The sequence below is a fragment of the Paenibacillus sp. OAE614 genome, assembly GCF_040546645.1.
Classification (GTDB): domain Bacteria; phylum Bacillota; class Bacilli; order Paenibacillales; family Paenibacillaceae; genus Paenibacillus_AQ; species Paenibacillus_AQ favisporus.
The window spans coordinates 6,743,830-6,769,907 of the sequence record NZ_JBEPOD010000001.1 but is presented as its reverse complement, the minus strand read 5'-3'; the positions used below and the strand labels follow the sequence as shown (position 1 = coordinate 6,769,907).

Sequence of the window (26,078 nt, the reverse complement as noted above, 5' to 3'; positions counted from 1 at the left end):
ATTCGGACGCAGCTGATTGTTGGGAGGTAAGTTTGAGTGGATAACAAAAAGGTATTGATCGTCGATGACCAGAACGGTATTCGCATTTTGCTCATGGAAGTGTTCAACAGTGAAGGTTATACGACGTTTCAGGCGGCCAACGGCAAGATTGCACTGGAAATTGTGGAGAAGGAATCGCCGGATCTGGTTCTGCTCGATATGAAGATTCCCGGAATGGACGGGCTTGAAATCCTGAAGCACATCAAGGAAATGAATCCATCCATCAAAGTGATCATGATGACGGCCTACGGAGAGCTTGATATGATCAAGGAAGCGACCGAGCTTGGAGCACTCATGCACTTTACGAAGCCGTTCGATATCGATGAGATGCGGGTGGCGGTAAACATGCAGCTCAAAGACAGCCCGGTTCAATTTGGCTAAAGCGATGGAATTCTGCTGACCTGGCAGAATTCTTTTTTTTGCCCTGCCCTTCCTATATCTGCTTAATTTCAAATGCTTGTTTAGCATTTACAATATGATGTGGTATAATAGCGCTGAATGCAATGCGAATTTCGGCTTAAAACCCTTAGATCAGACAAACACTTTTTAGGAGGATTGGAACCATGCCATTAGTATCCATGACAGACATGTTAAACAAAGCACTTCAAGGGAAGTATGCGGTTGGTCAATTCAACATCAACAACCTTGAGTGGACGCAAGCGATTCTTGCTGCCGCCGAAGAAGAGAAATCCCCGGTAATCCTGGGCGTATCCGAAGGCGCGGCTCGTCATATGGGCGGATTCTATACCGTTGTAAAAATGGTGGAAGGCCTGCTTCATGATATGAAGATTACGGTTCCCGTAGCCATTCACCTGGACCACGGTTCAAGCTTCGACAAATGTAAGGAAGCGATCGACGCTGGATTTACGTCCGTTATGATCGATGACTCTCACAGCCCGATCGACACCAACATCGAAACGACGCGCAAAGTTGTTGAATACGCGCATTCCAAAGGGGTTTCCGTTGAAGCCGAAGTTGGAATGGTCGGTGGTCAGGAAGATGACGTAGTCGGATCTGTTATGTATGCCAAACTGGATGACTGCGTACGCATCGTCAAAGAAACCGGAATCGACACGCTGGCTCCGGCGCTTGGCTCTGTTCATGGACCTTACAAAGGCGAACCAAACCTCGGTTTTAAAGAAATGGAAGAGATTCGCGACGCCGTGAACCTTCCGCTCGTTCTTCATGGCGGGACAGGCATCCCGACGCATGATATCAAGAAAGCCATCTCTTTGGGCACATCCAAAATCAACGTCAACACAGAGAACCAAATCTCGTTCACCAAAGCGGTGCGTGAAGTTCTTGCTGCTAAACCGGACGTATACGATCCGCGTAAATACATCGTTCCAGGCCGCGATGCCATCAAGGCAACCGTTGTCGGCAAAATCCGCGAGTTTGGATCCAACAACCAGGCTTAATGTTACACAAGGTTTGAAGTAGGGCCCAGCCCTACGGTGTGGTTCATGATATAGAGGGCTGCCCCGCTCCGGGGCGCCCAATTGAATAGCAAGGAATGGAAAGCACACCGCTTAGCCGGTGTTTTTCCATTTCATACACCAAAATGGACACAGAACTATTTTGCGGCTGCGAAGTATGTGGGGGGAACCTTAGCTTATGGAAAAATTGATGATCAGCGGTGGACGCCCACTGCAAGGCACCGTTTCAATCAGTGGGGCGAAGAACAGCGCCATCGCGTTGATTCCCGCGGCTATTTTGGCGGAGTCCGAAGTAATACTGGACAACCTGCCGCTGCTTAGTGATGTGGCGGTTTATGCAGAAATACTGGAGGAGCTTGGGGCAAAGGTGTCTTGGGATGGGAGCCAGATGAACATCGATCCTTCGCGGATCGTATCCATTCCGATGCCCAACGGGCCGGTGAAGAAGCTGAGAGCCTCCTATTATATGATGGGTGCGCTGCTTGGCCGGTTTAAGGAGGCTGTCGTCGGTCTGCCGGGAGGATGCAATTTCGAGCCCCGTCCGATCGATCAGCATATTAAAGGTTTTGAAGCGCTGGGCGCGACCGTGACGAACGAGCATGGCGCGATTCATCTCCATGCGAAGGAGCTGCGCGGGGCAAAAATTTACCTCGACGTATCCAGCGTAGGCGCGACGATTAACATTATGCTGGCGGCTGCCAGAGCCAAAGGCTCCACAATTATTGAAAATGCGGCGAAAGAGCCTGAAATTATAGATGTGGCCACGCTTTTGAACTCCATGGGAGCCATTATTAAAGGCGCCGGCACGGAAACGATTCGTATCGAAGGCGTATCCGAGCTGCACGGCTGCCGCCATTCCATCATCCCGGACCGGATCCAGGCGGGAACATATATGATTGCCGCCGCGGCAACGCGCGGTGACGTATTGATCGACAATATTATTCCTAAGCATTTGGAAGCTGTCACAGCCAAGCTGCTGGAGATGGGGGTCCAAATCGAGGAGCTCGACGAGAGCATTCGCGTGATGGGGAGTCCATCATATGGCCATGTCGATGTGAAAGCACTGATATACCCAGGATTTGCTACAGATTTACAATCGCCCATGACCAGTCTGCTAACCCAGGCCGAAGGCGTAAGCGTGCTCAGCGATTTTGTCTACAGCAACCGGTTTAAGCATGTGCCGGAGCTGGTCCGCATGGGAGCTAAAATTCGCGTCGAGGGCCGTTCGGCCGTCATCGAGAAGAGCCGCCTAAATGCGGCCAAAGTCAAGGCTTCCGACCTCAGAGCGGGGGCTGCGCTGGTGATCGCCGGCCTTACAGTTGAGGATGGCGTGACGGAAGTGACCGGCGTGGAGTACATCGACAGGGGTTACGATCACCTCGTCAGCAATCTGCGGATGCTTGGCGCCGATGTTTGGCGCGAACAATAATCAGGGTGCTGTAATATTAGGAGAATGCGGGAAATAGATTGAGTGAAGCTGATTTTTTCATCATGACCTGCATATCTCCTTCTAATTTGGGTAATCCTATCCTAATGAGGATTTTCATAGACTCATAGATTAGCGTCTTCATCCATTTGATGCTAAGCTCTTGTCAGGACTTATAAAATTGAATAGGTGGTTATTACATGGATTTACAAATTGCCGATTTGGAAGAAATGAAGCTGACCGAATTGTACAAACTGGCGAAGAAGTACCAGATCCCTTATTACGGTCAGTTGAAGAAGAAAGAACTGATTTTTGCTATTTTGAGAGCGCAGGCCGAACAGAGCGGACTTATGTTTATGGAAGGTGTGCTCGAGATTCTCCCGGAAGGTTACGGCTTCCTAAGGCCGATCAATTACCTGCCAAGCACCGAGGACATTTATATCTCCGCCTCCCAGATTCGTAAATTCGACCTTCGTACGGGAGACTTGGTATCAGGGAAGTGCCGCGCACCGAAGGAGAACGAGCGGTATTTCGGTTTGCTGCAAGTCAATGCGGTCAACGGGGAGAGCCCGGAGACGGCATCCGAACGGTTACACTTTCCGGCACTGACTCCTCTCTATCCGCAAAAGAAACTTGTGCTTGAAACATCCCCTAACCATTTGTCTACTCGAATTATGGATTTGCTCGCCCCGGTCGGTCTGGGACAGCGCGGTTTGATCGTTGCACCTCCAAAAGCAGGTAAAACGCTCCTCTTAAAAGAAATTGCCAACAGCATTTCCACCAACAATCCCGAGATTGAACTTTTTGTACTGCTGATTGACGAACGTCCTGAGGAAGTGACGGATATGCAACGTTCCGTAAAAGGAGAGGTGGTTGCGTCAACGTTTGATGAGCTGCCGGAGAACCACATCAAGGTTGCGGAACTGGTGCTTGAACGCGCGCTGCGTCTGGTTGAGCATAAGAAGGACGTTGTCATTTTGATGGACAGCATCACCCGTCTGGCCCGTGCTTACAACCTGGTCATCCCGCCTTCCGGACGTACGCTGAGCGGCGGTATCGATCCGGCGGCATTCCATCGTCCGAAGCGGTTCTTTGGTTCTGCCCGGAACGTCGAGGAAGGCGGCAGTCTGACCATTTTGGCCACAGCGCTGATTGATACCGGTTCGCGGATGGACGATATCATTTATGAAGAGTTTAAGGGAACCGGCAACATGGAGCTGCACCTAGACCGCAAGCTGGCTGAGCGCCGCATTTTCCCGGCCATCGATATCCGCCGTTCGGGAACGCGTCGTGAAGAAGTGCTGTTAACGAAGGATGAGCTCGATACCATTTGGGCGATCCGTAAAAATATGAACGAATCGGCCGACTTCGTAGAGGGATTCTTGAAGAAATTGCGTGACTGCAAAACCAATGCCGAATTTTTGGCTTCCTTTGACGTGCATGGAGCAGGAAACGGCCATAGCCGCAGTTCCTCCTCGTCCTCGAACAGCCACAGCAGCAACCGGCGCACCTCACGCCCGTCGACGGCTTCCGTGCCGCTGACTTAAATTTAGAGCATAAAGAGGAGAACATCATGTATCTGGTATATGCCGATGAAAAAGGCAACGTATTTGATCATCCGACACTGTACGGTCTCGGCCGCAGCGCGGATATGATCGTGGAAATTATGGAAGATGAGCTGATTCCCCTGCCGGAAGGCGCGACGCTGGTCGGCCTCCCCAACACCCGTGCCATCGGTATGGATCCGGAAACGGGTGAGATGACGGCGCTCCCGGGAGACGCTCAGGCTGTGGGGGCACTGCTCCCGCAGGGTTACACCCGGTTATGCCTGCCCGGCTATGTGAAGACGGACAAGGACTACAAGCTGCCGCTCTTTGGCTACTCGGCTGTCGTGTGGAAGGACGGACAATTTTACACGACGGGCAGACTGTCGGACGACCCGGAGAAGTGGAACCCGCTGAACTGCGATGTAGAGGAATTGGAGCTTGGCGTGAAGCGCCTGACGGAGAAATATCCGGAGAACCGGCTGTACCAGCATTTGTCCAATTGTGCGCTCGGTTATGAATGTCTGACCGCATCCAATACCTTTTTGAATCGATGGGAAGGGGCTGTTCCGGTATCTTATTCTTGTAATGCCGGCTGCTTCGGATGTATCTCAGAACAACCGGATGACAGCGGATTTGTGGCGCCCCAGACCCGGATGAATTTCAAACCGAGGGTGGACGAGCTCGTTCAAATTATGTTGGAGCATTTAAAAACGCCGGAGTCGATCATCAGCTTCGGACAAGGCTGCGAAGGCGAACCTTCTACACAGGCCAAAATCATCATTGAAGCGATGCGCGAGGTGCGTTCGATCACGGATATGGGATATATTAATATCAACACGAATGCCGGCCTGACGGATTTCATCCGCGGCATCGTCGATGCGGGTCTCGACCTGATGCGGGTGAGCACGATCAGCGCGCTGGACGACCATTACAACGCCTACTATAAGCCGCGTGGTTATACGCTTGCCAATGTGGAGAAATCGCTGAAGTATGCGTCGGACCAAGGCGTTTACACGTCCATCAACTATTTGATTTTCCCTGGCGTCACAGACCGCGAAGAGGAAATCGAGGCGATGGTGGAGTTTGCGCGCCGGACCAATCTGAAGCTTATTCAGCTACGCAACCTGAACATTGATCCGGAGAGCTATTTGGAATTGATCCCGCCGGCCAAAGGCGAAATTTTGGGGATGAAGCAGGCGATTGAAATTTTCCAAGCGGAGCTTCCGGATGTGGTCATCGGATCCTATACCCATGTTCCGCCTCCAAGCTTGATCCGCCCGAAAAAGCCGATTCTGTCTTAATCCGGCAGCGCCTGGAACGGGAAGAAACCATTGATTTATAGGCGCGTCCCTGCTATAATGAATTTATGTGTCAACATAACTCTGGGTCCGCCTGAGGCTCAGGGCAAAAAGAGGTGAAAGTCATGAAAACAGAAATTCAACCAAAATACCACGTTACTACAGTAACTTGCGCATGCGGCAACACGTTCGAAACGGGTTCGGTGAAAGAAGAGCTTCGCGTCGAAATCTGCTCCAACTGCCATCCGTTCTTCACTGGTAAACAGAAATTCCTGGATGCTGGCGGCCGTGTTGATAGATTTAAGAAGAAATACGGAATGTAATTGCTGCCTGGCAGCATAGATCCGTTATATTTTATCAAATGACAATCCCCGGTTCGATGAACCGGGGATTTTTTCTTTAATAAGATCAATATAATTACAATAAACTCCGATCCTGTATTCCGTAGGAAACCTTCCTTTTACGCACCATGCATGTATTCCGCGTCTTAATTGTTCAAGTCGACCGATTGGCCGATTTTTGCCCATACGTTGGTTTTATTAAAGCCGAGGCGCCATAAGGCGATACCTTTCAGATTGTACCGTTTGGCCAGGCCAATTTTGGTGTTCACGGTGTTTTCGTTTTCGCTGGCAAGGTTAACGCCGAGAACCAGTTTGCTGGCAGGCACCTGTTTGAGCGCAAGCTGGATGGCCGCATCCACTTTGTCGTTAGGCTGTGGGTTTTTCTCATCGGTATAGGCATAAGCCATGACGATAAGCTCATCGGCCAGTGTGCCAAGCTTTTTATAATCGTATCCATGAAAAGAACCGTTCAGAGGCGGCAGGGCGATCGACAGTTTCAGGCCCTGGGCGTGAGTAGCTGCCGCTGCTTTTTGGATGAAAGCATTATAGGATGCCTGTACAGCCGCTGCGTCCCCCGTAAGCCCGAGTCCTTCCAAATCAAGCAGGATGCCTTGGAATCCGTTAGTTTTGGCCGTATCTACCATCTGCTGAATCAGGCTTGCCTGAAGCTCAGGATCCTGGGTCGCCTTCGTCAGTTCCAGCTTGGTGTCGCCGGAAAATACCATCAAATAGGGGGTGGTGCCGGCTGCTGCGGCGGAGCTGACGAGGCTCTCCGGCGTCACATCGCCGGCCGCTTGCGGCCATTTGAAATCCTGGCCTGTCGTCGTGAACCGGCCCTGATCGTCGATGCGGCTCCAGCCAAAGGCGGCTGCGTCGAAGCTTGGAATCAGGCTCGACTCAGAAAACGACGAGATGGCGTAAAAGGCCAGCGTATACATTTTTTCTTGGGGGGACAGGATAGTAACGGTATGCGTGGCCTGATCCCAGTTGACGCCGGCGCCGAACTGCTGGCTGAAGAAGCTGAGCGGAATTAGGACACTTCCTCCGGACATTTGGGGAGCTACGGTCAGCGCCGTTTTGGTCCCGTCTACGGTCGCGCTGCGGCTGCCGACGGTCAGAACGACCTTTTTCGTGGAATCCTTGTCTGTCTTTACTGCTGTGATCTGCTTGGCCGAGGCATTCCACTGCACGCTGATGCCCAGCGCTTCGGAGATGGCCCGGAAGGGCACAAGTGTAGTTCCTTGAACGACTTTGGGTGCAGCCGGGAAAGGCAGCGGATATCCGTCCAGCACGATGCTGACGGGTGCAGCGGCGCTAGCCGGCTTCTGGCCGATGCCGCTCCAGGCAGTGGCTGCAATGAGCAGGCACAATGCGGTTTTGGTTGCTTTATTCATGCGCGATGTTCCTTTCCGTTTTAAATCGTATGTGTAGGATTGGTTGTGGTATAGGACCACTATATCAATAAACGTTTGCTAGATGAATATGGAACGAGAATAATAGATTTATTTTTGAGCGTTTATCCACTTTCTGCCGGGTGGTTGCTTTTTGTACAGGCATGCGATATACTTATTTTCACCGTGCTAGATGGGGAGGTAGCGGTGCCCTGTAACTCGCAATCCGCTGTAGCGAGGTTGAATTCCTGTTAGAGGTATTGTCGATGTGAGGTTTGGTCCCTGCGTGCAATGTTGACGGTTGGGTCCTCCGCAATGAGTACTTGTGAACCTGGTCAGGTCCGGAAGGAAGCAGCCATAAGCAAGCCCACTCTTGTGCCGGAGGATAGCCTAGCCCGAGTTGTTACGCAGGGGTGCCGCTCGGATCGCAATCATCAATAACAGGTGCACGGCTTAAACTTGACAATTATTTCAGCATCTTTGCCATCAGGTGGTAAAGATGCTTTTTATTTATTCCGGATGTTCTCATGGCGGCCTTTCAGTCACGGACGCAGGCGGCGGACAGGTAAAAGCCTGCTGCAACATGCGTGTTGGACGTTTTGCATGACGCCGGATTATAGTATAATGATGAGGCAACGAACCCACGCTTAGTGGAAGTTGAAAGAGGGTAAGCGAAGTGGAACATATAGCGTTGTACCGTGCCTGGCGGCCTCAGTCGTTCCAGGACATGGTGGGACAACAGCATATCATTCAAACGCTGCAGAACGCGATCCGCGAACAGCGGGTTTCCCATGCCTACCTGTTCAGCGGCCCGCGCGGAACCGGTAAAACCAGCGCGGCCAAAATTTTGGCCAAAGCGGTGAACTGCGAGCGTGGACCTGCAGCGGAGCCGTGCAATGAATGCGAATCCTGCCGCAGAATTACTTCGGGTGCGGTGATGGACGTTCAGGAAATTGACGCTGCTTCTAACCGCGGCGTGGAAGAAATCCGCGATCTTCGCGAGAAAGTGAAGTACGCACCGACCGAAGTAAGGCAGAAGGTTTATATTATTGACGAAGTGCATATGCTGACGACAGAGGCGTTTAATGCGCTTCTGAAGACGCTGGAGGAACCCCCTCCGCACGTCATGTTTATTTTGGCGACGACCGAACCGCACAAGCTGCCGGCGACGATTATATCGCGCTGTCAGCGCTTTGATTTCCGCCGGGTATCCCTGGAGGAGCAGACGGATCGGTTAAGACAGATTTCACAGGAAGAAGGCATTGAAGCGGAGAATGAAGCGCTTCAATATATAGCAAGGCTATCCGACGGCGGGATGCGGGATGCGCTGAGCATCTTGGATCAGATTGCGTCGTTTACCGGCGGTCATGTATCTTATGAACAAGTGCTGAGTATGACCGGCGGGATTGCTTCGGAGCAATTCGGCAAACTTGCACAGGCCATTCTGGAAGGTGACGTGGGCCAGGTGCTCATGCTGGTGGAAGGTTTTATGCAGGAGGGCAAGAGCGCCGATAAATGCATGGAGAACCTGCTGTATTATTTCCGTGATTTATTGATGATCCAGATGATTCCGCAGGCAGACAAGCTTACGGACCGCGTCCTTCATCCGGAAGAATACAAGGAGATGGCTTCTGCCTTTTCCCGCAAACAGCTGTTCCAAATGATCGATACGCTCAATCATTATCAGAGTGAAATGAAATATGCTTCCCAGCCTCAGACCTTGTTCGAGGTTGCACTGCTCAAGCTGTGCGGCATTCCCCGTGAAGCGGGGGACAGCGATCGTCCTCAGGAGGCGGCTGCCGATTCGGCTGTGATCAATCAGCTCAAGCAGCAGGTCGCTTCTCTGGAGAAGAAGCTCGAGCGCTTCATCAAGTCCGGTGCGGCTCCGGCCGCTGGTAATAACGGACCATCCAGGCCTGCAGCTCCGCCGGCCCCGCGCATGTCGTCGGCCGCGAAAATTCCGGCGAATATGGATCAGTTTGTAGCAAGTAAGGGAAGTCCTGAATTCATGGAGATTCAGCGCCAGTGGGCTCATATTCTGCAAGGAGTCAAGGAGGAGAAGGTGACGGTCCATGCCTGGTTTATGGACGGCGAGCCGGTTTCCGCGACTGATGACACCGTGCTGGTTGCCTTTAAAAATAATATCCACCGGGAAACGACCGAGAAGCCGGCCAATAAGCAGGTGATCGAGGGCGTGCTGCACTCCGTGCTCGGCAAACCGTATCATTTGGTTACCATGATGCAGCGGGATTGGAGCGCCTCGATGGAAGGGGCTGCGCAGCCCAAGGAAGAGCTGAAGCTCGAGCATGAGCATGAATCGAAGGATCCGAATTCAAAACCATGGATTGATGAGGCGCTCCAGATGTTTGGAGAGGACCTCGTTGTCATAAAAGATTAACCGCACCTTGAAGTGCACTCAATTAATTAAAGGAGAGATGACCCATGAATAATATGAATCAAATGATGAAGCAAGTGAAAAAAATGCAGGAGCAAATGCTCAAGGCACAGGAAGAGCTTGCTGACAAAAAGGTCGAAGGTACTTCCGGCGGCGGCGTGGTTACCGTGGAAATGAACGGCCACAAAAAACTGCTCTCCATTACGATTAAGCCGGAAGCTGTTGATCCGGACGACGTGGAAATGCTGCAGGATCTGGTGATGACTGCCGTGAACGATGCGCTGAGTAAAGCTGACGAAATTGCGAATGCCGACATGGGCAAATTTACAGGCGGAATGAAAATTCCCGGCTTGTTCTAAAATTTAAGCTGAAGGAGATCCTGCGCTTTGTATTATCCCGAACCGATCTCGAAGCTGATCGATGCGTTTACGCGACTGCCGGGCATCGGGCCGAAAACCGCGGCCCGGCTTGCTTTTCATGTACTGAACATGAAAGAAGACGACGTCATTGACTTTGCCAAGGCCCTGGTCAGCGTTAAGCGGAATCTCACCTACTGTTCCGTATGCTGCAATATTACAGACACCGATCCGTGCCGGATTTGCCAGGATAAAACGCGCGATCCGTCTGTCATTTGCGTAGTGCAGGATCCCAAAGATCTTGTCGCCATGGAGCGGACCAAGGAATTCAATGGTTATTATCACGTTCTTCAGGGAGCCATCTCTCCGATGGAGGGAATCGGTCCCGATGATATTCGGCTGAAGGAACTGCTTACCCGGCTTAGCGATGAGCGGGTCAAGGAGCTTATTTTAGCGACGAATCCGAATATTGAAGGGGAAGCGACGGCGATGTACATTTCGCGGCTGGTACGCCCTTTTGAAATCGTTGTGACGCGTATCGCGCATGGTCTGCCGGTAGGTGGGGACCTGGAGTACGCGGATGAGGTGACCTTGTCGAAGGCCTTGGAAGGACGGCGTCAATTGAATTGATGTAAGTTTAGTGTTTAGCGTTTTTGTTAAGCGATTATATCCATAAAGAATAGTGCACTTATAGAAGGAGCCTCCTCGGAGGCTTCTTTTTTTGTTCTAAGTTTGTCCCTTTCCCGAATAAGTATGAGAATGGAGACGGTATGAGGTACTTTGTGCTTTAGCCGCCCATAACTTTCGTGTACAAGGGAGGGGTCTGGGACATGACTTGGTTCAAAAAGAATAAATCAGGAATGTCTGCCCGGCAGTACAAAGAGGAACAGGAAGAGAAGTGGATCGTTTATAACGATGTCCAAAATGCTCATGCGGAATGGGAACGCGCTAGGCTGCGGTTTGAGGAGGCGCTCGGACAAGACCAGATCGATTATGCCATTTATATGCTGGAAGCAGCGGAGCGCAAGTATCAAATGCATTTGAAGCAAGCCAAAGACATCGGCCTCAACCGAGTGCAAATGATAACAAGGGAAGCATCGGCGGCAGCCAGAGGGATGGGCACCCGGACGATGTCCCATTAATTTAGTGGAGGTAACGTTGTATTTATAACGATTTGATTGGGAGGAGATCGATCCATGACGGTAAAAATGTTGATTTGGGGTGTGCTTGGCGTCTCGCTGTTTCTGCTTCTGTTCATCGTCTTTAAGAAAAAGCTGGGATTTGGCTGGTTGACGATGTTCGGAGCGCATTTGGTGTTGGCGGCAATGGGACTTTACCTGGTAAATTTCTCAGGCTTGATGTCCGAAGTATACATTCCGCTTAATCCAGCAACGATAGGAACGGTAACGGTGTTGGGACTGCCTGGCGTTGCACTTCTTTATGGTTTAAAAATAACTTTAATGGGGTAGTTGACGATTGGTTGCATTCTGTGGTAAATTAATTCTCGCCCCTTTCGAAAAGGTACAAGCCTGCCGGACTGGCAGGAAGCGAAAGAAAAAAGAAATTAAAAAAAGTGCTTGACGAATTGCTGGGTAACATGATATATTATAAGAGTTGCTGCTGAGATAAAGCGGCGGCGCTGAAAGAGAAGTTTTGATCTTTGAAAACTGAACAACGAGTGAGTATAAACGCGATGGTCTTATGACCGGAGCGATTGAGATTAAATCAATCTCGTCAGATTCAAAATGAGCTACAAACTTTCTTGGAGAGTTTGATCCTGGCTCAGGACGAACGCTGGCGGCGTGCCTAATACATGCAAGTCGAGCGGACTTGATGGAGAGCTTGCTCTCCTGATGGTTAGCGGCGGACGGGTGAGTAACACGTAGGCAACCTGCCTGCAAGACCGGGATAACCCACGGAAACGTGAGCTAATACCGGATATCTCATTTCCTCTCCTGAGGGAATGATGAAAGACGGAGCAATCTGTCACTTGCGGATGGGCCTGCGGCGCATTAGCTAGTTGGTGAGGTAATGGCTCACCAAGGCGACGATGCGTAGCCGACCTGAGAGGGTGAACGGCCACACTGGGACTGAGACACGGCCCAGACTCCTACGGGAGGCAGCAGTAGGGAATCTTCCGCAATGGGCGAAAGCCTGACGGAGCAACGCCGCGTGAGTGATGAAGGTTTTCGGATCGTAAAGCTCTGTTGCCAGGGAAGAACGTCCGGTAGAGTAACTGCTACCGGAGTGACGGTACCTGAGAAGAAAGCCCCGGCTAACTACGTGCCAGCAGCCGCGGTAATACGTAGGGGGCAAGCGTTGTCCGGAATTATTGGGCGTAAAGCGCGCGCAGGCGGTCATTTAAGTCTGGTGTTTAAGGCCAAGGCTCAACCTTGGTTCGCACTGGAAACTGGGTGACTTGAGTGCAGAAGAGGAGAGTGGAATTCCACGTGTAGCGGTGAAATGCGTAGATATGTGGAGGAACACCAGTGGCGAAGGCGACTCTCTGGGCTGTAACTGACGCTGAGGCGCGAAAGCGTGGGGAGCAAACAGGATTAGATACCCTGGTAGTCCACGCCGTAAACGATGAATGCTAGGTGTTAGGGGTTTCGATACCCTTGGTGCCGAAGTTAACACATTAAGCATTCCGCCTGGGGAGTACGGTCGCAAGACTGAAACTCAAAGGAATTGACGGGGACCCGCACAAGCAGTGGAGTATGTGGTTTAATTCGAAGCAACGCGAAGAACCTTACCAGGTCTTGACATCCCTCTGACCGGTCTAGAGATAGGCCTTTCCTTCGGGACAGAGGAGACAGGTGGTGCATGGTTGTCGTCAGCTCGTGTCGTGAGATGTTGGGTTAAGTCCCGCAACGAGCGCAACCCTTGATTTTAGTTGCCAGCACTTCGGGTGGGCACTCTAGAATGACTGCCGGTGACAAACCGGAGGAAGGCGGGGATGACGTCAAATCATCATGCCCCTTATGACCTGGGCTACACACGTACTACAATGGCCAGTACAACGGGAAGCGAAGCCGCGAGGTGGAGCCAATCCTATCAAAGCTGGTCTCAGTTCGGATTGCAGGCTGCAACTCGCCTGCATGAAGTCGGAATTGCTAGTAATCGCGGATCAGCATGCCGCGGTGAATACGTTCCCGGGTCTTGTACACACCGCCCGTCACACCACGAGAGTTTACAACACCCGAAGTCGGTGAGGTAACCGCAAGGAGCCAGCCGCCGAAGGTGGGGTAGATGATTGGGGTGAAGTCGTAACAAGGTAGCCGTATCGGAAGGTGCGGCTGGATCACCTCCTTTCTATGGAGAATCGCTTCCTGCGATGGAAGCATTCAAATACAAATCTAGCCAGGTCGGCTAGTTACTCACTCGTTGCTCAGTTTTGAGAGAGCAAACCTCTTTCAAAACGCGTTTGGTGGCGATAGCGGAGGGGTTCCACGCGTACCCATCCCGAACACGACCGTTAAGCCCTCCAGCGCCGATGGTACTTGGACCGAAGGGTCCTGGGAGAGTAGGACGTTGCCAAGCGCAAACCCTAACGGGTTTCAAATGAATAATTCCCATACACGATATGGGCCCTTAGCTCAGTTGGTTAGAGCGCACCCCTGATAAGGGTGAGGTCGGTGGTTCGAGTCCACTAGGGCCCACCATATAAACTTCATTCAAGTGTAAATCACTTATTGGGGTTATTTATGGGGCTATAGCTCAGCTGGGAGAGCGCCTGCCTTGCAAGCAGGAGGTCAGCGGTTCGATCCCGCTTAGCTCCACCAAATATTTGATCCTTGAAAACTAGATAACGAAACGAATCTGCGTTTTAGAAATATCCTTTTAGCTGCTTGTGTCTTCATTGTAAGACCAAGAAGTAAAAAGTAGCAGACGAGTGTTTGGATTGGTGAGCGTCTTTGGCTTTGCGCGCAGCGCAAAACAAGAGAGCGAAGCAAGTCAAACAGGAGTCATTATGGTTAAGCTACTAAGAGCACACGGAGGATGCCTAGGCGCTAGGAGCCGATGAAGGACGTGGCGAACAACGATACTGCCTCGGGGAGCTGTAAGCAAGCTTTGATCCGGGGATGTCCGAATGGGGAAACCCGGCTGATGTAATAGTCAGTCACTTCTGTCTGAATACATAGGACAGATTGAGGCATACCAGGGGAACTGAAACATCTAAGTACCCTGAGGAAGAGAAAACAAGAGTGATTCCGTCAGTAGCGGCGAGCGAACGCGGAACAGCCTAAACCGGTCAGCTTGCTGGCCGGGGTTGTGGGACGTCTCACATGGAGTTACAAAGGAATTGGTTAGGCGAAGAGGTCTGGAAAGGCCCGGCATAGAAGGTAAAAGCCCTGTAGCCGAAAGTCAGTTCCCTCCGAGACGGATCCCGAGTAGTGCGGGGCACGTGAAACCCCGTATGAATCTGGCAGGACCATCTGCTAAGGCTAAATACTCCCTAGCGACCGATAGTGAAACAGTACCGTGAGGGAAAGGTGAAAAGCACCCCGGAAGGGGAGTGAAATAGAACCTGAAACCGTGTGCTTACAAGAAGTCAGAGCCCTATTTATGGGTGATGGCGTGCCTTTTGTAGAATGAACCGGCGAGTTACGTTCCCGTGCAAGGTTAAGGTGAGAAGCCGGAGCCGCAGCGAAAGCGAGTCTGAATAGGGCGAATGAGTACGTGGACGTAGACCCGAAACCGTGTGATCTACCCCTGTCCAGGGTGAAGGTGCGGTAACACGCACTGGAGGCCCGAACCCACGAATGTTGAAAAATTCGGGGATGAGGTGGGGGTAGCGGAGAAATTCCAATCGAACTCGGAGATAGCTGGTTCTCCCCGAAATAGCTTTAGGGCTAGCCTCGGTGAATAGAGTCGTGGAGGTAGAGCACTGATTGGGTGCGGGGCCCGCAAGGGTTACCAAGCTCAGTCAAACTCCGAATGCCATAGACTTGTAACCGGGAGTCAGACAGTGAGTGCTAAGATCCATTGTCAAAAGGGAAACAGCCCAGACCATCAGCTAAGGTCCCCAAGTGTGTGTTAAGTGGGAAAGGATGTGGAGTTGCACAGACAACCAGGATGTTGGCTTAGAAGCAGCCACCATTGAAAGAGTGCGTAATAGCTCACTGGTCGAGTGACTCTGCGCCGAAAATGTAACGGGGCTAAACACACCACCGAAGCTATGGCTTGATGCGTATGCATCAGGGGTAGGGGAGCGTTGTATACAGCGTTGAAGGTATACCGTAAGGAGTGCTGGAGCGTATACAAGTGAGAATGCCGGTATGAGTAACGAAAAGATCAGTGAGAATCTGATCCGCCGAAAGCCCAAGGTTTCCTGAGGAAGGCTCGTCCGCTCAGGGTAAGTCGGGACCTAAGGTGAGGCCGACAGGCGTAATCGAAGGACAACAGGTTGAAATTCCTGTACCACCGTAAACCGTTATGAGTGATGGGGTGACGCAGGAGGGTAGTGACGCGAGCTGATGGATGCTCGTCCAAGCAGTGAGGCTGGTGTGTAGGCAAATCCGCACACTTTAAGGCTGGGCTGTGATGGGGAGGGAAAATTATAGTACCGAAGGTCATGATCTCACACTGCCAAGAAAAGCCTCTAACCAGGTGAAGGTGCCCGTACCGCAAACCGACACAGGTAGGCGAGAAGAGAATTCTAAGGCGCGCGGAAGAACTCTCGTTAAGGAACTCGGCAAAATGACCCCGTAACTTCGGGAGAAGGGGTGCCCCGGTAGTGTGAATAGCACGAGGGGGCCGCAGTGAAAAGGCCCAAGCGACTGTTTAGCAAAAACACAGGTCTGTGCGAAGCCGCAAGGCGAAGTATACGGGCTGACGCCTGCCCGGTGCTGGAAGGTTAAGGGGAGCGGTTAGGGAGCAATCCCGAAGCTGTGAACCGAAGCCCCAGTAAACGGCGGCCGTAACTATAACGGTCCTAAGGTAGCGAAATTCCTTGTCAGGTAAATTCTGACCCGCACGAATGGCGTAACGACTTGGGCGCTGTCTCAACGAGAGATCCGGTGAAATTTTAATACCTGTGAAGATGCAGGTTACCCGCGACAAGACGGAAAGACCCCATGGAGCTTTACTGCAGCTTGATATTGGATTTGGGTACGATCTGTACAGGATAGGTGGGAGCCTTTGAAACCTGAGCGCCAGCTTGGGTGGAGGCGCCGTTGGGATACCACCCTGATCGTATCTAGGTTCTAACCTGGTACCGTAATCCGGTATGGGGACAGTGTCAGGTGGGCAGTTTGACTGGGGCGGTCGCCTCCTAAAGAGTAACGGAGGCGCCCCAAGGTTCCCTCAGAATGGTTGGAAATCATTCGAAGAGTGCAAAGGCAGAAGGGAGCTTGACTGCGAGACCTACAAGTCGAGCAGGGACGAAAGTCGGGCTTAGTGATCCGGTGGTACCGCATGGAAGGGCCATCGCTCAACGGATAAAAGCTACCCTGGGGATAACAGGCTTATCTCCCCCAAGAGTCCACATCGACGGGGAGGTTTGGCACCTCGATGTCGGCTCATCGCATCCTGGGGCTGAAGTAGGTCCCAAGGGTTGGGCTGTTCGCCCATTAAAGCGGTACGCGAGCTGGGTTCAGAACGTCGTGAGACAGTTCGGTCCCTATCTGTCGTGGGCGTAGGAAATTTGAGAGGAGCTGTCCTTAGTACGAGAGGACCGGGATGGACGTACCGCTGGTGCACCAGTTGTTCCGCCAGGAGCATGGCTGGGTAGCTACGTACGGACGGGATAAGCGCTGAAAGCATCTAAGCGTGAAGCCCCCCTCAAGATGAGATTTCCCAGTATGTAAGACCCCTTGTAGACGACGAGGTAGATAGGTTGGAGGTGGAAGTGCAGCAATGCATGGAGCTGACCAATACTAATCGGTCGAGGGCTTATCCAATTATATTAAAGCGCAGATTCGTTTCGTATCTAGTTTTCAGGGACTCAAATTCCTGAATGTGTTTTGAAACCACTCTTGGTTATACAATTTGTATACCGAGGTTATGCTTGGAGAGATACCCAAGTGGCTATAAGGGGACCCTCTGCTAAGGGGTTAGACTGCGTAAGCGGTGCGAGGGTTCGAATCCCTCTCTCTCCGCCATTTGAATCACATCTTAGCAAGTTTTAGTATGGCGGCGTAGCTCAGCTGGCTAGAGCGTACGGTTCATACCCGTGAGGTCGGGGGTTCGATCCCCTCCGCCGCTACCATACATACCTGGAGGCTTAGCTCAGCTGGGAGAGCATCTGCCTTACAAGCAGAGGGTCGGGGGTTCGATCCCCTCAGCCTCCACCATCATATGCCGGTGTAGCTCAATTGGTAGAGCAACTGACTTGTAATCAGTAGGTTGGGGGTTCAAGTCCTCTCGCCGGCACCATCTAATAATGTGGGACCGTGGTGTAGAGGCCTAACATGCCTGCCTGTCACGCAGGAGACCGCGGGTTCGAATCCCGTCGGTCCCGCCATTATTATTTACTTCATCTATATGCTTGATATAGATTGAAGATGATGTTTTGCATAGTGAATTTCCACAGCGTAAAGTGGGAAGATTAAGATCACCCGCTTTATTTTTGCATGTATGGCTCGGTAGCTCAGTCGGTAGAGCAGAGGACTGAAAATCCTCGTGTCGGCGGTTCGATTCCGTCCCGAGCCACCTTATATGGAGGCTTAGCGAAGTGGCCAAACGCAGCAGACTGTAAATCTGTTCTCGTACGAGTTCGGTGGTTCGAATCCATCAGCCTCCACCAGTTGTAAGAGCCATTAGCTCAGTTGGTAGAGCACCTGACTTTTAATCAGGGTGTCGAAGGTTCGAGTCCTTCATGGCTCATCACAAAGACCATTAACCTTTCGGTTGATGGTCTTTTTGTTTTCTTTTTGGCTGACGATCTGATGTGCATAAGAAGTGTGGTTTTCGATTTTATATAGGAATATGGTAAGATGATTAATAAAAATGGCAAAGTGGTGGATGACATCAATGGTGGAGATGGAAACATTACGAAGCAAGTTGGAGCAGGTCGTAGGCGGAACGTTACATATCAAGGAGCTGAGCAAACAGCAGTCGGAGGCGGTTTATTTACCCGTTTCGGTATCCGGCAAAGCTTCTTCGAAGAAAGGGAAGCAGACCGAGCATAGAAGCCTCCAGGATGTGGTGATGGTGGAGGACAAGGTTTGGTTCCCGCTGTTTATCAAGAACGGGCGGGTACACGTAATTGAAGCCAGTTCTGAGCTGGTCAATAATGAAGTATCCCGCTTGATCGGTGTACTGCTGTCTGCGGTAAGAGAACAAACGGGTGATGCCGTGGAAGCCCAGGGTGATGAGGAACGGGAACTCCTGAGGCTCAGTCAATGGATTCAAGAGCAGCTCGACCTGGGACACGGCGATGCCGAATTGCCTGACGATTTGGAACTAAAACGTCTGCTTTCCGCAGAGATGACTCCCTTTTTACTGACTTGTGAGAGTATCCATGCCTCCGATGTTAAGGGGAGCCAGCTGAAAAAGCTGCTGCGCAGCTACTTCGATGGAGAGGTGGTGCTTGCGGCTCTGCGCGACAACGAGTGGCTCATCTTGGCCAGAAAAGAACTGGTGGCCGGCAGCAATGACGAGAAAGAAGAGGATAACGGCGAATCGGAAACAGACATGCTCTCCGCGTTCTGTATGGGGCTCTATGAGCTGATTGCAAGCGAATGGGTTGGTGCTTTTCATCTATCCGCCGCGCCTTCGTTCATCCCCTTGAAGTCACTGCCGGGCACGGTAGGCATGCTTCGAGAAACCATTTTCTTGGGACGGACGTTTCATGTGTCGGAGCATGTTCACTTTCCATGGGAGCTGCTGTTGGAGCGTTTAATCTACAGCATCCCGATGGAGCAGCGCCGCCGCTTTCTCGAACAGGCAGGGGACCACGGCGTATTGTTCAGCGATAACGAGACGTTGTCGACGCTGGAGACTTTCTTTCAGCTCGACTGCAATGTCAGCGAGACGGCGAAGCGACTATATATTCACCGGAATACCCTTTTATACCGGCTCGATAAGATCAAACAAGAGACCAATCTGGACGTTAGAAGCTTTGGGGACGCGGTTTTGGTGAAGCTGACGATGCTATTGTATAAAGTGACGAAAAGAAAATAGGTTTTTTGTGCAGATTGTGTATAGCCAGTCTGCGAGATGTTGGGTAATATATAACTATCATAATGTATTCGATTTCATAACTATACACTAAGGGGGCAAATTCACATGGCAGGTGTACGTTTAGAGCATATTTTCAAAAAGTATCCGGGTTCTGACAAAGCAACAGTTATGGATATCAACCTTGATATCAAGGATAAGGAGTTTCTGGTGTTGGTAGGTCCTTCCGGTTGCGGTAAATCTACGACGCTTCGTATGATCGCCGGTCTGGAAGAAATCTCTGACGGTAAACTTTACATTGGCGACCGCGTCGTGAACGATGTAGCTCCTAAAGACCGCGATATCGCGATGGTGTTCCAGTCCTACGCTTTGTATCCACACATGAACGTATACCAAAACATGGCCTTTGGTCTGAAGCTGCGTAAAGTGAAAAAGGATGAAATTGATAAACGTGTACGTGAAGCTGCGAGAATCCTCGATATCGAGCATTTGCTGGATCGTAAGCCAAAAGCTCTTTCCGGTGGTCAACGTCAGCGTGTTGCCTTGGGACGTGCGATCGTGCGTGATCCTCAAGTCTTCCTGATGGACGAACCGCTTTCCAACTTGGACGCTAAACTTCGTGGTCAGATGCGTGCGGAAATCACGAAACTGGTGAAACGCCTTGAAACCACTTGTATCTACGTAACACATGACCAGACGGAAGCCATGACGATGGGTGACCGTATCGTGGTTATGCAGGACGGCATTATTCAACAAGCCGCTTCTCCGGAAGAGCTGTACAACAATCCAAACAACCTGTTTGTTGCCGGCTTTATCGGATCGCCTACCATGAACTTTATTAACGGAACACTCAGCGAGTCCAACGGTTCTGTACGCTTCAAATCCCAAGGACTTGACGTAGAAGTTCCAGGCGGTAAAGCGCAAATCCTGAAGAGCAAAGGCTACATCGGCAAAGAAGTGATCATGGGCGTTCGTCCGGAAGATATTCATGAAGAGCCTGTATTCTTGGAAGCTTCTCCGAATACGATCTTCACGGCCCATGTAGACGTAACAGAAAACCTTGGTCACGAAATGCTCCTCTACCTGAGCGGATTGGGTAACGACACCGTTATCGCCCGTGTAGACGGACGTTCTACGACTCGTGAAGGCAACAGCGCTCGCTTGGCTGTCGATATGAACAAAATTCATATCTTTGACAAAGAGTCTGAGCTGAACGTATTGTTGGCTGACTAATTCCAGGCGGAATGCCTGAAGATGAAGAGCCGCCCTTTCGGGCGGCTCTTTTGTATTTGGAGCGAATAGGCGGCTGACATTGCATTCATGGGAAATATCATTTACGATGGGTACATTAGAAAATTCATGGTTTGACCGGCGGCAGTCGGCTGACAGAAGAGCCAGCTGATAGAAAGGGAGACGTGAAATGGCTAAGAAAGTAAGAGTATCTGAATTGGTCCAGCAATTTCAGCTGGAGGTCATTTCAGGGGAACACGGCCTGAGACGGGCCATCACGACAGACGATTTAAACAGACCGGGTCTGGAAATGGCAGGTTATTTTGAATATCATCCTGAGGAACGGGTGCAGCTGCTGGGACGAACGGAGCTGGCCTTTTTTGCCATGCTTACGGCAGAAGAACGGAAAGAACGGATGGAGCGCCTGTGCAGCAGTGAGGAAACGCCTTGTATTGTTGTTACGAGAGGGCTGGAAGTGCCCGAGGAACTGATCCATTTTAGCCAGGAAAAGAACCTGCCCATCCTGCGGAGCAATATGGCGACGACCATCCTGTCCAGCCGGATTACCGGCTTTCTGGAGAGAAAGCTGGCGCCGACCACTACCATTCATGGCGTATTGTGCGACGTCTATGGGGTAGGCATGCTGATTACCGGCAGCAGCGGCATCGGCAAGAGTGAAACCGCACTGGAATTGGTCAAACGGGGTCACCGGCTGATCGCTGATGATGCAGTGGAAATTCGGCAGACCTCGGACTTTCAGCTGCACGGATCGGCTCCTGAGCTGATTCGCCATCTGTTGGAGATCCGCGGTGTCGGGATCATCAACGTCATGACCCTGTTCGGAGCCGGGGCAATCCGGAACAACAAACGAATTACGCTTGTCGTCAAGCTCGAGGCCTGGCAGCAGGATAAACAGTACGACCGGCTCGGACTGGATGAAGAAACGACCAAAATCATCGATACCGACATTCCTCTCGTGACCATTCCAGTACGTCCGGGACGTAACCTTGCGGTCATCATCGAAGTGGCGGCCATGAATTACCGGCTGAAGCAAATGGGTCTGAATGCGGCCCTGCAGTTTACGAATAAGCTCACAGCCACCATTGCAGAAGATATGGACGATATGGACTAGGAGAGTGGATACATGGCTACATTGCTAATTAATCCGATCGCTTTCTCGATTGGATCCCTGTCGGTTCACTGGTACGGTCTGATCCTGGGCTTGGGGGCGCTGGTTGGCCTCCTCCTGGCCATCCGGGAAGGCAGAAGATTCGGCATTATGCCTGAATTTTTCATGGACTTGCTGCTGCTGGGAGTACCGTCGGCTATTATCGGGGCGCGGATCTATTTCGTGGCCTTCATGTGGGACGATTACAAGAACAACCTGCTGGACATTTTTAAAATATGGAACGGTGGGATTGCCATTTACGGTGCGCTGATCGGAGCGATCATTTGCGCCATCATCTATTTCCGTTACAGAGGGTACAACTTCTGGCGCATTGCCGACATTTGTGCACCCAGCCTGCTTACGGGGCAAATGATCGGTCGCTGGGGCAACTATGTGAACCAGGAAGCGTACGGCGGTCCGGTGAATGAGTTTTTCCTGCGGAACAATCTGCATTTGCCTGCTTTTATCGTAGACCAAATGAACGTCGAGGGCGTATACCACCATCCGACCTTCCTGTACGAATCGTTATGGAGCCTGGTGGGCATCATCATTTTGTTTATTCTCCGTCGTCAAAAGTTTTTGCGCGCGGCTGAATTGTTCCTTTCTTATTTTATTTGGTACTCGATCGGGCGGTTCTTTATCGAAGGACTGCGGACGGACAGCCTTGCTTTTAAGGGTCCGGAATGGCTGGCATCGATGGTTAACGGTTTGTGGAAACCGATGGAGTGGATGGGATTCGAGCATGGTGCGCTTGACCCGAACTACGGAAATGTCCGTATTTCCCAGCTGCTAGCGATCCTGATTATCGTCGTCGCCATTGTATTGATTATTGTGCGCCGTACAACCGGTCAGGCGAAGGAGCACTATCTGGATCCGATCGTCTCGACGAAAGCGCCGAAAGATACGGTGCCGGAAGCAACCGCGCTGGATCATGATACTAAAGTAGAACCCGTTGCTACCCCTGAGTACCGCGAGGAGAACGCCGTAGTGGAGGACAAAAAGGAGTAACGACAGCATGATAGATACCGTACTGTTTGATTTGGACGGAACGATTATTGATACGAATGAATTGATTATCAGCTCGTTTATGCATGTACTAGAGAAGCATGTGCCGACTCCCCTGACCCGGGAAGTGATCATTCCCAAAATGGGGATGACGCTGGAGCAACAGCTCCAGTTTTTCTCGGGGAGCGAGGATGTGACCCATTTTCACCAGGCTTACAGGACGTATAACGACGCTCATCACGACGAGATGGTGCAGCCTTTTCCGCATGTGCTGGAGGTAATCAAGGAACTGGACCGGCGCGGCATTACGATGGGGGTTGTGACCACCAAAAACAAGCCGGGGACGTTCCGCGTGCTGGAGATGTTCGGGCTGGACAAGTATATGAAGGCGATTGTAACGGTGATGGACGTCGAGCATCCCAAACCGCATCCGGAGCCGGTGCTGATGGCCATCAGCCAGCTTGGAGCGGATCCGGTAGCAACGTTGATGGTCGGGGACAGCCCGGTGGATATTCAATCCGCCAAGGCGGCAGGCGCCCGGTCTGCAGGGGTCGCTTGGTCGCTGAAAGGCGAGAAGGTGCTCCGCGAGTATAATCCGGATTACATACTGCATGATATGACCGATTTATATTCCTTGGTGGAACAGGAGTAAGGCGATTGTGAGCAGAAACGTGACCCGTTACCCGGTCGAAGGCCCGAACGCGCTGTGGCAAATCTATAGAACGGTCAGCCCTTGGAAAGGGGTTAAAAATTTCATATGTATACAGGCGGCCCGGTACTGCCCGATTCTTCCGCTAAAGAATTGGATCTACCGTCACCTGCTGGGGATGAAGGTGGGAGAGCATGCCGCATTTGGTCTGATGGTCATGGTGGACGTGTTTTTTCCGGAGAACATTACGATCGGGGACAATTCGGTGATCGGGTACAACACGACGATTCTCGCCCACGAATATCTGATTAAGGAATACCGGCTGGGACAAGTCCTGATCGGCAGCAATGTGCTGATCGGAGCGAATACGACCATTTTGCCGGGAGTCACGATTGGAGACGGCGCTGTCATTGCCGCCGGATCCGTCGTGCACAAGAGCGTACCGGCGGGTGCCTTTGTCGGCGGAAACCCGCTGCGCGAGCTGAGACGTTCGGATTCGAAAACGGAGGAGGATGCGCATTCCTCGTCAGTGCCGGCATCGGATGAATAAAGGCAGCGGCCGCACATACGAAACATTCAAAAGCTTGGATTTTGAATGTTTTTTTTGTATCAAGCCGAAGCAAGTGCATGGAAGTGAAACGTATGGCAATTGACGAATCTGCCTTTTCATGTTAATATAGCCATTATTCTTTACTTTGGTAGTATGGTAGCACTTTAACGTGATGAAGAAATATAACTGTTCGAGGTGATGGGACGTGACCAAGCCGAAGGGTTTTGAAAAGCCTTCAGGCGTCCGCGATTATGTGCCTTATGCGGTCTCCAAGCTGCGCCGGATCGAGCGCGACGTGCTTGACTGCATGAGCCGCTGGGGTTACCGGCAAATCATGACGCCGACGATGGAATATTACGATACGGTAGGCGTGGCAAGCTCCACGTCGGACCGCAAGCTGTTTAAATTGTTGAATAACCGGGGCACCACACTGGTGCTTCGTTCGGATATGACGGCTCCGATCGCCCGGGTGGTCTCGTCGCTGCTGAAGGAAGAGCCTCTGCCCATCCGGTTGTCTTACCACGCGAACGTGTTCCGGGCCATTGAGGAAGAAGCCGGACGGGAAGCGGAGTTTTTTCAGACCGGCGTCGAGCTCGTCGGTGACGATTCTCCCGAAGCGGATGCCGAGGTCGTGGCGCTGGCCATCGAATCTTTGAAGGCGGCGGGTGTGTCTTCTTTTAAAATCGCCATGGGCCACGTTGGGTTTCTCAACGGGTTGTTTGATGAAATCCTCCCCGGATCAACCGAAGCTCAGCAATCACTGAAAGAGGGCCTGCTCAGCCGGGACTTCGTCGGTTTCCGTAAAACGATCAGCGAGCTGGGTGTAACGGATGAACAGCGGAATTGGCTCGAAGGACTTCTCCGTCTGCGCGGATGCCAGGAAATTTGCGATCAGGCTCTGGAGCTGAGCGGTCATCCGCTCGCAAGAGCATCCATCAGCCATTTGTGCAAAGTATGGGAGGTGCTGGAGGCGTATGGCGTGTCGGAGCACGTGCTTATCGATCTGACGATGATCGGAGACTTTTCCTACTATACAGGAATGACGTTTGAAGGCTACGCCTCCGAGCTTGGCTTCCCGGTCTGCAGCGGCGGACGATACAACAATCTGCTGAAGCAGTTTGGACGGGACGTTCCGGCGACGGGATTCGCGCTGAAAACGAACCGTATTCTGGATGGCGTCAACGGCGTGCAGGAAGCGGCTGTGCTGCCTGTTCTCGTCCGTTATGACGCAGCTCATCGCAAGGAAGGCCTGGCGGAGGCGGCGAGGCTTCGTGCGCAGGGACAATCGGTTGTTACGCTGTTGATCGACGGAGATCATACCGGCCCGGATACGGCGCAACCAGGGGCGACCAGCCAAGCTTATGGAGAGGTTATCACTTTTGGCGAGAGTTTGGGGTAAAGGGAACCTGGGGCCGGATTAGAAAAACATAAACAGCGAATTGAGATAGATAGATCAACAATTAGAAGCAGGAGGGAGAACGTTGGCAGAAACTTTAAAAGTGGCGATGCCGAAAGGGCGGATCTATAAAAAAGCGTCGGCATTGTTCCGTGAAGCCGGTCTTCCGATCCCGGAAGAGGTCGATGAGTCGCGCAAACTGGTCATTCCGCTGCCGGAGCTGGACATGGAATTCATTCTGGCCAAACCGGTGGATGTGCCGACCTTCGTGGAATACGGCGCCGCGGACATCGGCATCGTCGGCAAGGACGTACTGATGGAAGAAAATCGCGATGTCTACGAGCTGCTGGACTTAGGTATCGCCAGATGCCGGATGTCCGTGATCGGTCTGCCTGACTGGAAGCCGGGCATTCAGCAGCGCGTGGCAACGAAGTACCCGAACGTGGCGTCGCAGTACTTCCGCGAGCAGGGGCAGCAGGTCGAGGTGATCAAGCTGAACGGCTCCATCGAGCTTGCGCCGTTGATCGGGCTTTCCGACCGGATCGTCGATATGGTGGAAACCGGTCAGACGCTGCGGGAAAACGGTTTGGTGGAAATGAACAGCATCTTTGAAATAACGAGCCGTCTGGTGGCCAACCGGGTGAGCTACCGGATGAAGAACGGGCAAATCCAGTCGCTCTGCGACCGGCTTCAGAAAGTGATTTCCGCTTCGGAATAGTTCGGGATAA

The 26,078-nt window shown here is 51.8% G+C and carries 20 protein-coding genes, 10 tRNA genes, 3 rRNA genes and 1 other RNA gene; 33 read left to right on the top strand and 1 reads right to left on the bottom strand.

Going from position 1 to position 26,078, the window contains the following annotated elements; genetic code table 11:
- Positions 1–36 precede the first annotated feature (36 nt).
- The 6 genes from ABIE48_RS31030 to rpmE all read left to right on the top strand — a co-directional run bounded on the left by ABIE48_RS31030 (position 37) and on the right by rpmE (position 6,069).
- Positions 37–420 carry a response regulator gene (locus ABIE48_RS31030; protein ID WP_076176959.1) on the top strand — a complete coding sequence of 128 codons (384 nt, stop codon included), beginning with the start codon at positions 37–39 and terminating at the stop codon, positions 418–420.
- A gap of 182 nt (positions 421–602) precedes the next feature.
- Positions 603–1,457: a class II fructose-1,6-bisphosphate aldolase gene (fba, locus tag ABIE48_RS31025; protein ID WP_076176960.1), complete on the top strand. Its 855-nt coding sequence runs from the start codon at positions 603–605 to the stop codon at positions 1,455–1,457.
- Between the two features lie 196 nt (positions 1,458–1,653).
- Positions 1,654–2,904: a UDP-N-acetylglucosamine 1-carboxyvinyltransferase gene (locus ABIE48_RS31020; RefSeq protein WP_192717558.1), complete on the top strand. Its 1,251-nt coding sequence runs from the start codon at positions 1,654–1,656 to the stop codon at positions 2,902–2,904.
- A gap of 197 nt (positions 2,905–3,101) precedes the next feature.
- A complete protein-coding gene (gene rho / locus ABIE48_RS31015) occupies positions 3,102–4,448 on the top strand; it encodes a transcription termination factor Rho (protein ID WP_076176962.1) in 1,347 nt (448 codons plus the stop codon).
- A 26-nt stretch (positions 4,449–4,474) separates the two neighbouring features.
- Positions 4,475–5,749, top strand: a complete 1,275-nt coding sequence (locus ABIE48_RS31010) for a radical SAM family protein (protein ID WP_192717557.1) — start codon at positions 4,475–4,477, stop codon at positions 5,747–5,749.
- Between the two features lie 122 nt (positions 5,750–5,871).
- Positions 5,872–6,069: a 50S ribosomal protein L31 gene (rpmE, locus tag ABIE48_RS31005; RefSeq protein ID WP_076176964.1), complete on the top strand. Its 198-nt coding sequence runs from the start codon at positions 5,872–5,874 to the stop codon at positions 6,067–6,069.
- 164 nt (positions 6,070–6,233) lie between these two features.
- Here the strand turns inward: rpmE and ABIE48_RS31000 are convergent, their stop codons facing one another.
- Positions 6,234–7,481 (bottom strand): stalk domain-containing protein, encoded by a 1,248-nt coding sequence (locus tag ABIE48_RS31000; RefSeq protein ID WP_145030045.1) that lies wholly within the window; start codon positions 7,479–7,481, stop codon positions 6,234–6,236.
- Between the two features lie 181 nt (positions 7,482–7,662).
- Here ABIE48_RS31000 and ffs point away from each other — a divergent pair.
- The 27 genes from ffs (at position 7,663) to hisG (ending at position 26,068) form a co-directional block, all read left to right on the top strand.
- Positions 7,663–7,930, top strand: an RNA gene (ffs, locus tag ABIE48_RS30995) — signal recognition particle sRNA large type.
- Positions 7,931–8,154: 224 nt separating this feature from the next.
- Entirely contained in the window at positions 8,155–9,876 is a 1,722-nt protein-coding gene (gene dnaX / locus ABIE48_RS30990) for a DNA polymerase III subunit gamma/tau (RefSeq protein ID WP_145030043.1), read from the top strand.
- A 44-nt stretch (positions 9,877–9,920) separates the two neighbouring features.
- A complete protein-coding gene (locus tag ABIE48_RS30985; RefSeq protein ID WP_076176967.1) occupies positions 9,921–10,232 on the top strand; it encodes a YbaB/EbfC family nucleoid-associated protein in 312 nt (103 codons plus the stop codon).
- A gap of 27 nt (positions 10,233–10,259) precedes the next feature.
- A complete protein-coding gene (gene recR / locus ABIE48_RS30980) occupies positions 10,260–10,859 on the top strand; it encodes a recombination mediator RecR (RefSeq protein ID WP_076176968.1) in 600 nt (199 codons plus the stop codon).
- 200 nt (positions 10,860–11,059) lie between these two features.
- Complete coding sequence (locus ABIE48_RS30975) at positions 11,060–11,371, top strand: DUF2508 family protein (RefSeq protein ID WP_145030041.1); 312 nt, start codon at positions 11,060–11,062, stop codon at positions 11,369–11,371.
- Positions 11,372–11,425: 54 nt separating this feature from the next.
- Positions 11,426–11,698 (top strand): pro-sigmaK processing inhibitor BofA family protein, encoded by a 273-nt coding sequence (locus ABIE48_RS30970; RefSeq protein WP_145030039.1) that lies wholly within the window; start codon positions 11,426–11,428, stop codon positions 11,696–11,698.
- Between the two features lie 290 nt (positions 11,699–11,988).
- Positions 11,989–13,541, top strand: a 16S ribosomal RNA gene (locus ABIE48_RS30965).
- A 111-nt stretch (positions 13,542–13,652) separates the two neighbouring features.
- Positions 13,653–13,769, top strand: a 5S ribosomal RNA gene (rrf, locus tag ABIE48_RS30960).
- A 45-nt stretch (positions 13,770–13,814) separates the two neighbouring features.
- A tRNA-Ile gene (locus tag ABIE48_RS30955) sits at positions 13,815–13,891 on the top strand.
- Between the two features lie 44 nt (positions 13,892–13,935).
- Positions 13,936–14,011: transfer RNA gene (locus ABIE48_RS30950), tRNA-Ala, on the top strand.
- A 190-nt stretch (positions 14,012–14,201) separates the two neighbouring features.
- Positions 14,202–17,131, top strand: a 23S ribosomal RNA gene (locus ABIE48_RS30945).
- Together the 16S, 23S and 5S rRNA genes with 10 tRNA genes alongside form the textbook arrangement of a ribosomal RNA operon.
- Positions 17,132–17,240: 109 nt before the next feature.
- A tRNA-Ser gene (locus ABIE48_RS30940) sits at positions 17,241–17,332 on the top strand.
- Between the two features lie 30 nt (positions 17,333–17,362).
- Positions 17,363–17,439 (top strand) — tRNA-Met (locus ABIE48_RS30935).
- A gap of 9 nt (positions 17,440–17,448) precedes the next feature.
- Positions 17,449–17,524: transfer RNA gene (locus ABIE48_RS30930), tRNA-Val, on the top strand.
- Between the two features lie 6 nt (positions 17,525–17,530).
- A tRNA-Thr gene (locus ABIE48_RS30925) sits at positions 17,531–17,606 on the top strand.
- An 11-nt stretch (positions 17,607–17,617) separates the two neighbouring features.
- Positions 17,618–17,694, top strand: a tRNA-Asp gene (locus ABIE48_RS30920).
- Positions 17,695–17,809: 115 nt separating this feature from the next.
- Positions 17,810–17,882: transfer RNA gene (locus ABIE48_RS30915), tRNA-Phe, on the top strand.
- An 8-nt stretch (positions 17,883–17,890) separates the two neighbouring features.
- Positions 17,891–17,976, top strand: a tRNA-Tyr gene (locus ABIE48_RS30910).
- Between the two features lie 7 nt (positions 17,977–17,983).
- Positions 17,984–18,056, top strand: a tRNA-Lys gene (locus ABIE48_RS30905).
- 156 nt (positions 18,057–18,212) lie between these two features.
- On the top strand, positions 18,213–19,355 hold the full coding sequence (locus ABIE48_RS30900; RefSeq protein ID WP_354520329.1) for a PucR family transcriptional regulator: 1,143 nt from the start codon (positions 18,213–18,215) through the stop codon (positions 19,353–19,355).
- 105 nt (positions 19,356–19,460) lie between these two features.
- Positions 19,461–20,585, top strand: coding sequence for an ABC transporter ATP-binding protein (locus ABIE48_RS30895; protein WP_145027392.1), 1,125 nt, complete (start codon positions 19,461–19,463; stop codon positions 20,583–20,585).
- 187 nt (positions 20,586–20,772) lie between these two features.
- Entirely contained in the window at positions 20,773–21,714 is a 942-nt protein-coding gene (gene hprK, locus ABIE48_RS30890; RefSeq protein ID WP_076173197.1) for an HPr(Ser) kinase/phosphatase, read from the top strand.
- Positions 21,715–21,726: 12 nt separating this feature from the next.
- Complete coding sequence (gene lgt, locus ABIE48_RS30885) at positions 21,727–22,758, top strand: prolipoprotein diacylglyceryl transferase (RefSeq protein WP_145027390.1); 1,032 nt, start codon at positions 21,727–21,729, stop codon at positions 22,756–22,758.
- Between the two features lie 7 nt (positions 22,759–22,765).
- Positions 22,766–23,407, top strand: a complete 642-nt coding sequence (gene ppaX, locus ABIE48_RS30880) for a pyrophosphatase PpaX (protein WP_145027388.1) — start codon at positions 22,766–22,768, stop codon at positions 23,405–23,407.
- Between the two features lie 7 nt (positions 23,408–23,414).
- Positions 23,415–23,954, top strand: coding sequence for an acyltransferase (locus tag ABIE48_RS30875; protein WP_076173194.1), 540 nt, complete (start codon positions 23,415–23,417; stop codon positions 23,952–23,954).
- A gap of 205 nt (positions 23,955–24,159) precedes the next feature.
- Entirely contained in the window at positions 24,160–25,353 is a 1,194-nt protein-coding gene (locus tag ABIE48_RS30870; RefSeq protein WP_192716173.1) for an ATP phosphoribosyltransferase regulatory subunit, read from the top strand.
- A gap of 82 nt (positions 25,354–25,435) precedes the next feature.
- Entirely contained in the window at positions 25,436–26,068 is a 633-nt protein-coding gene (gene hisG / locus ABIE48_RS30865; protein ID WP_076173192.1) for an ATP phosphoribosyltransferase, read from the top strand.
- Positions 26,069–26,078: the final 10 nt, after the last annotated feature.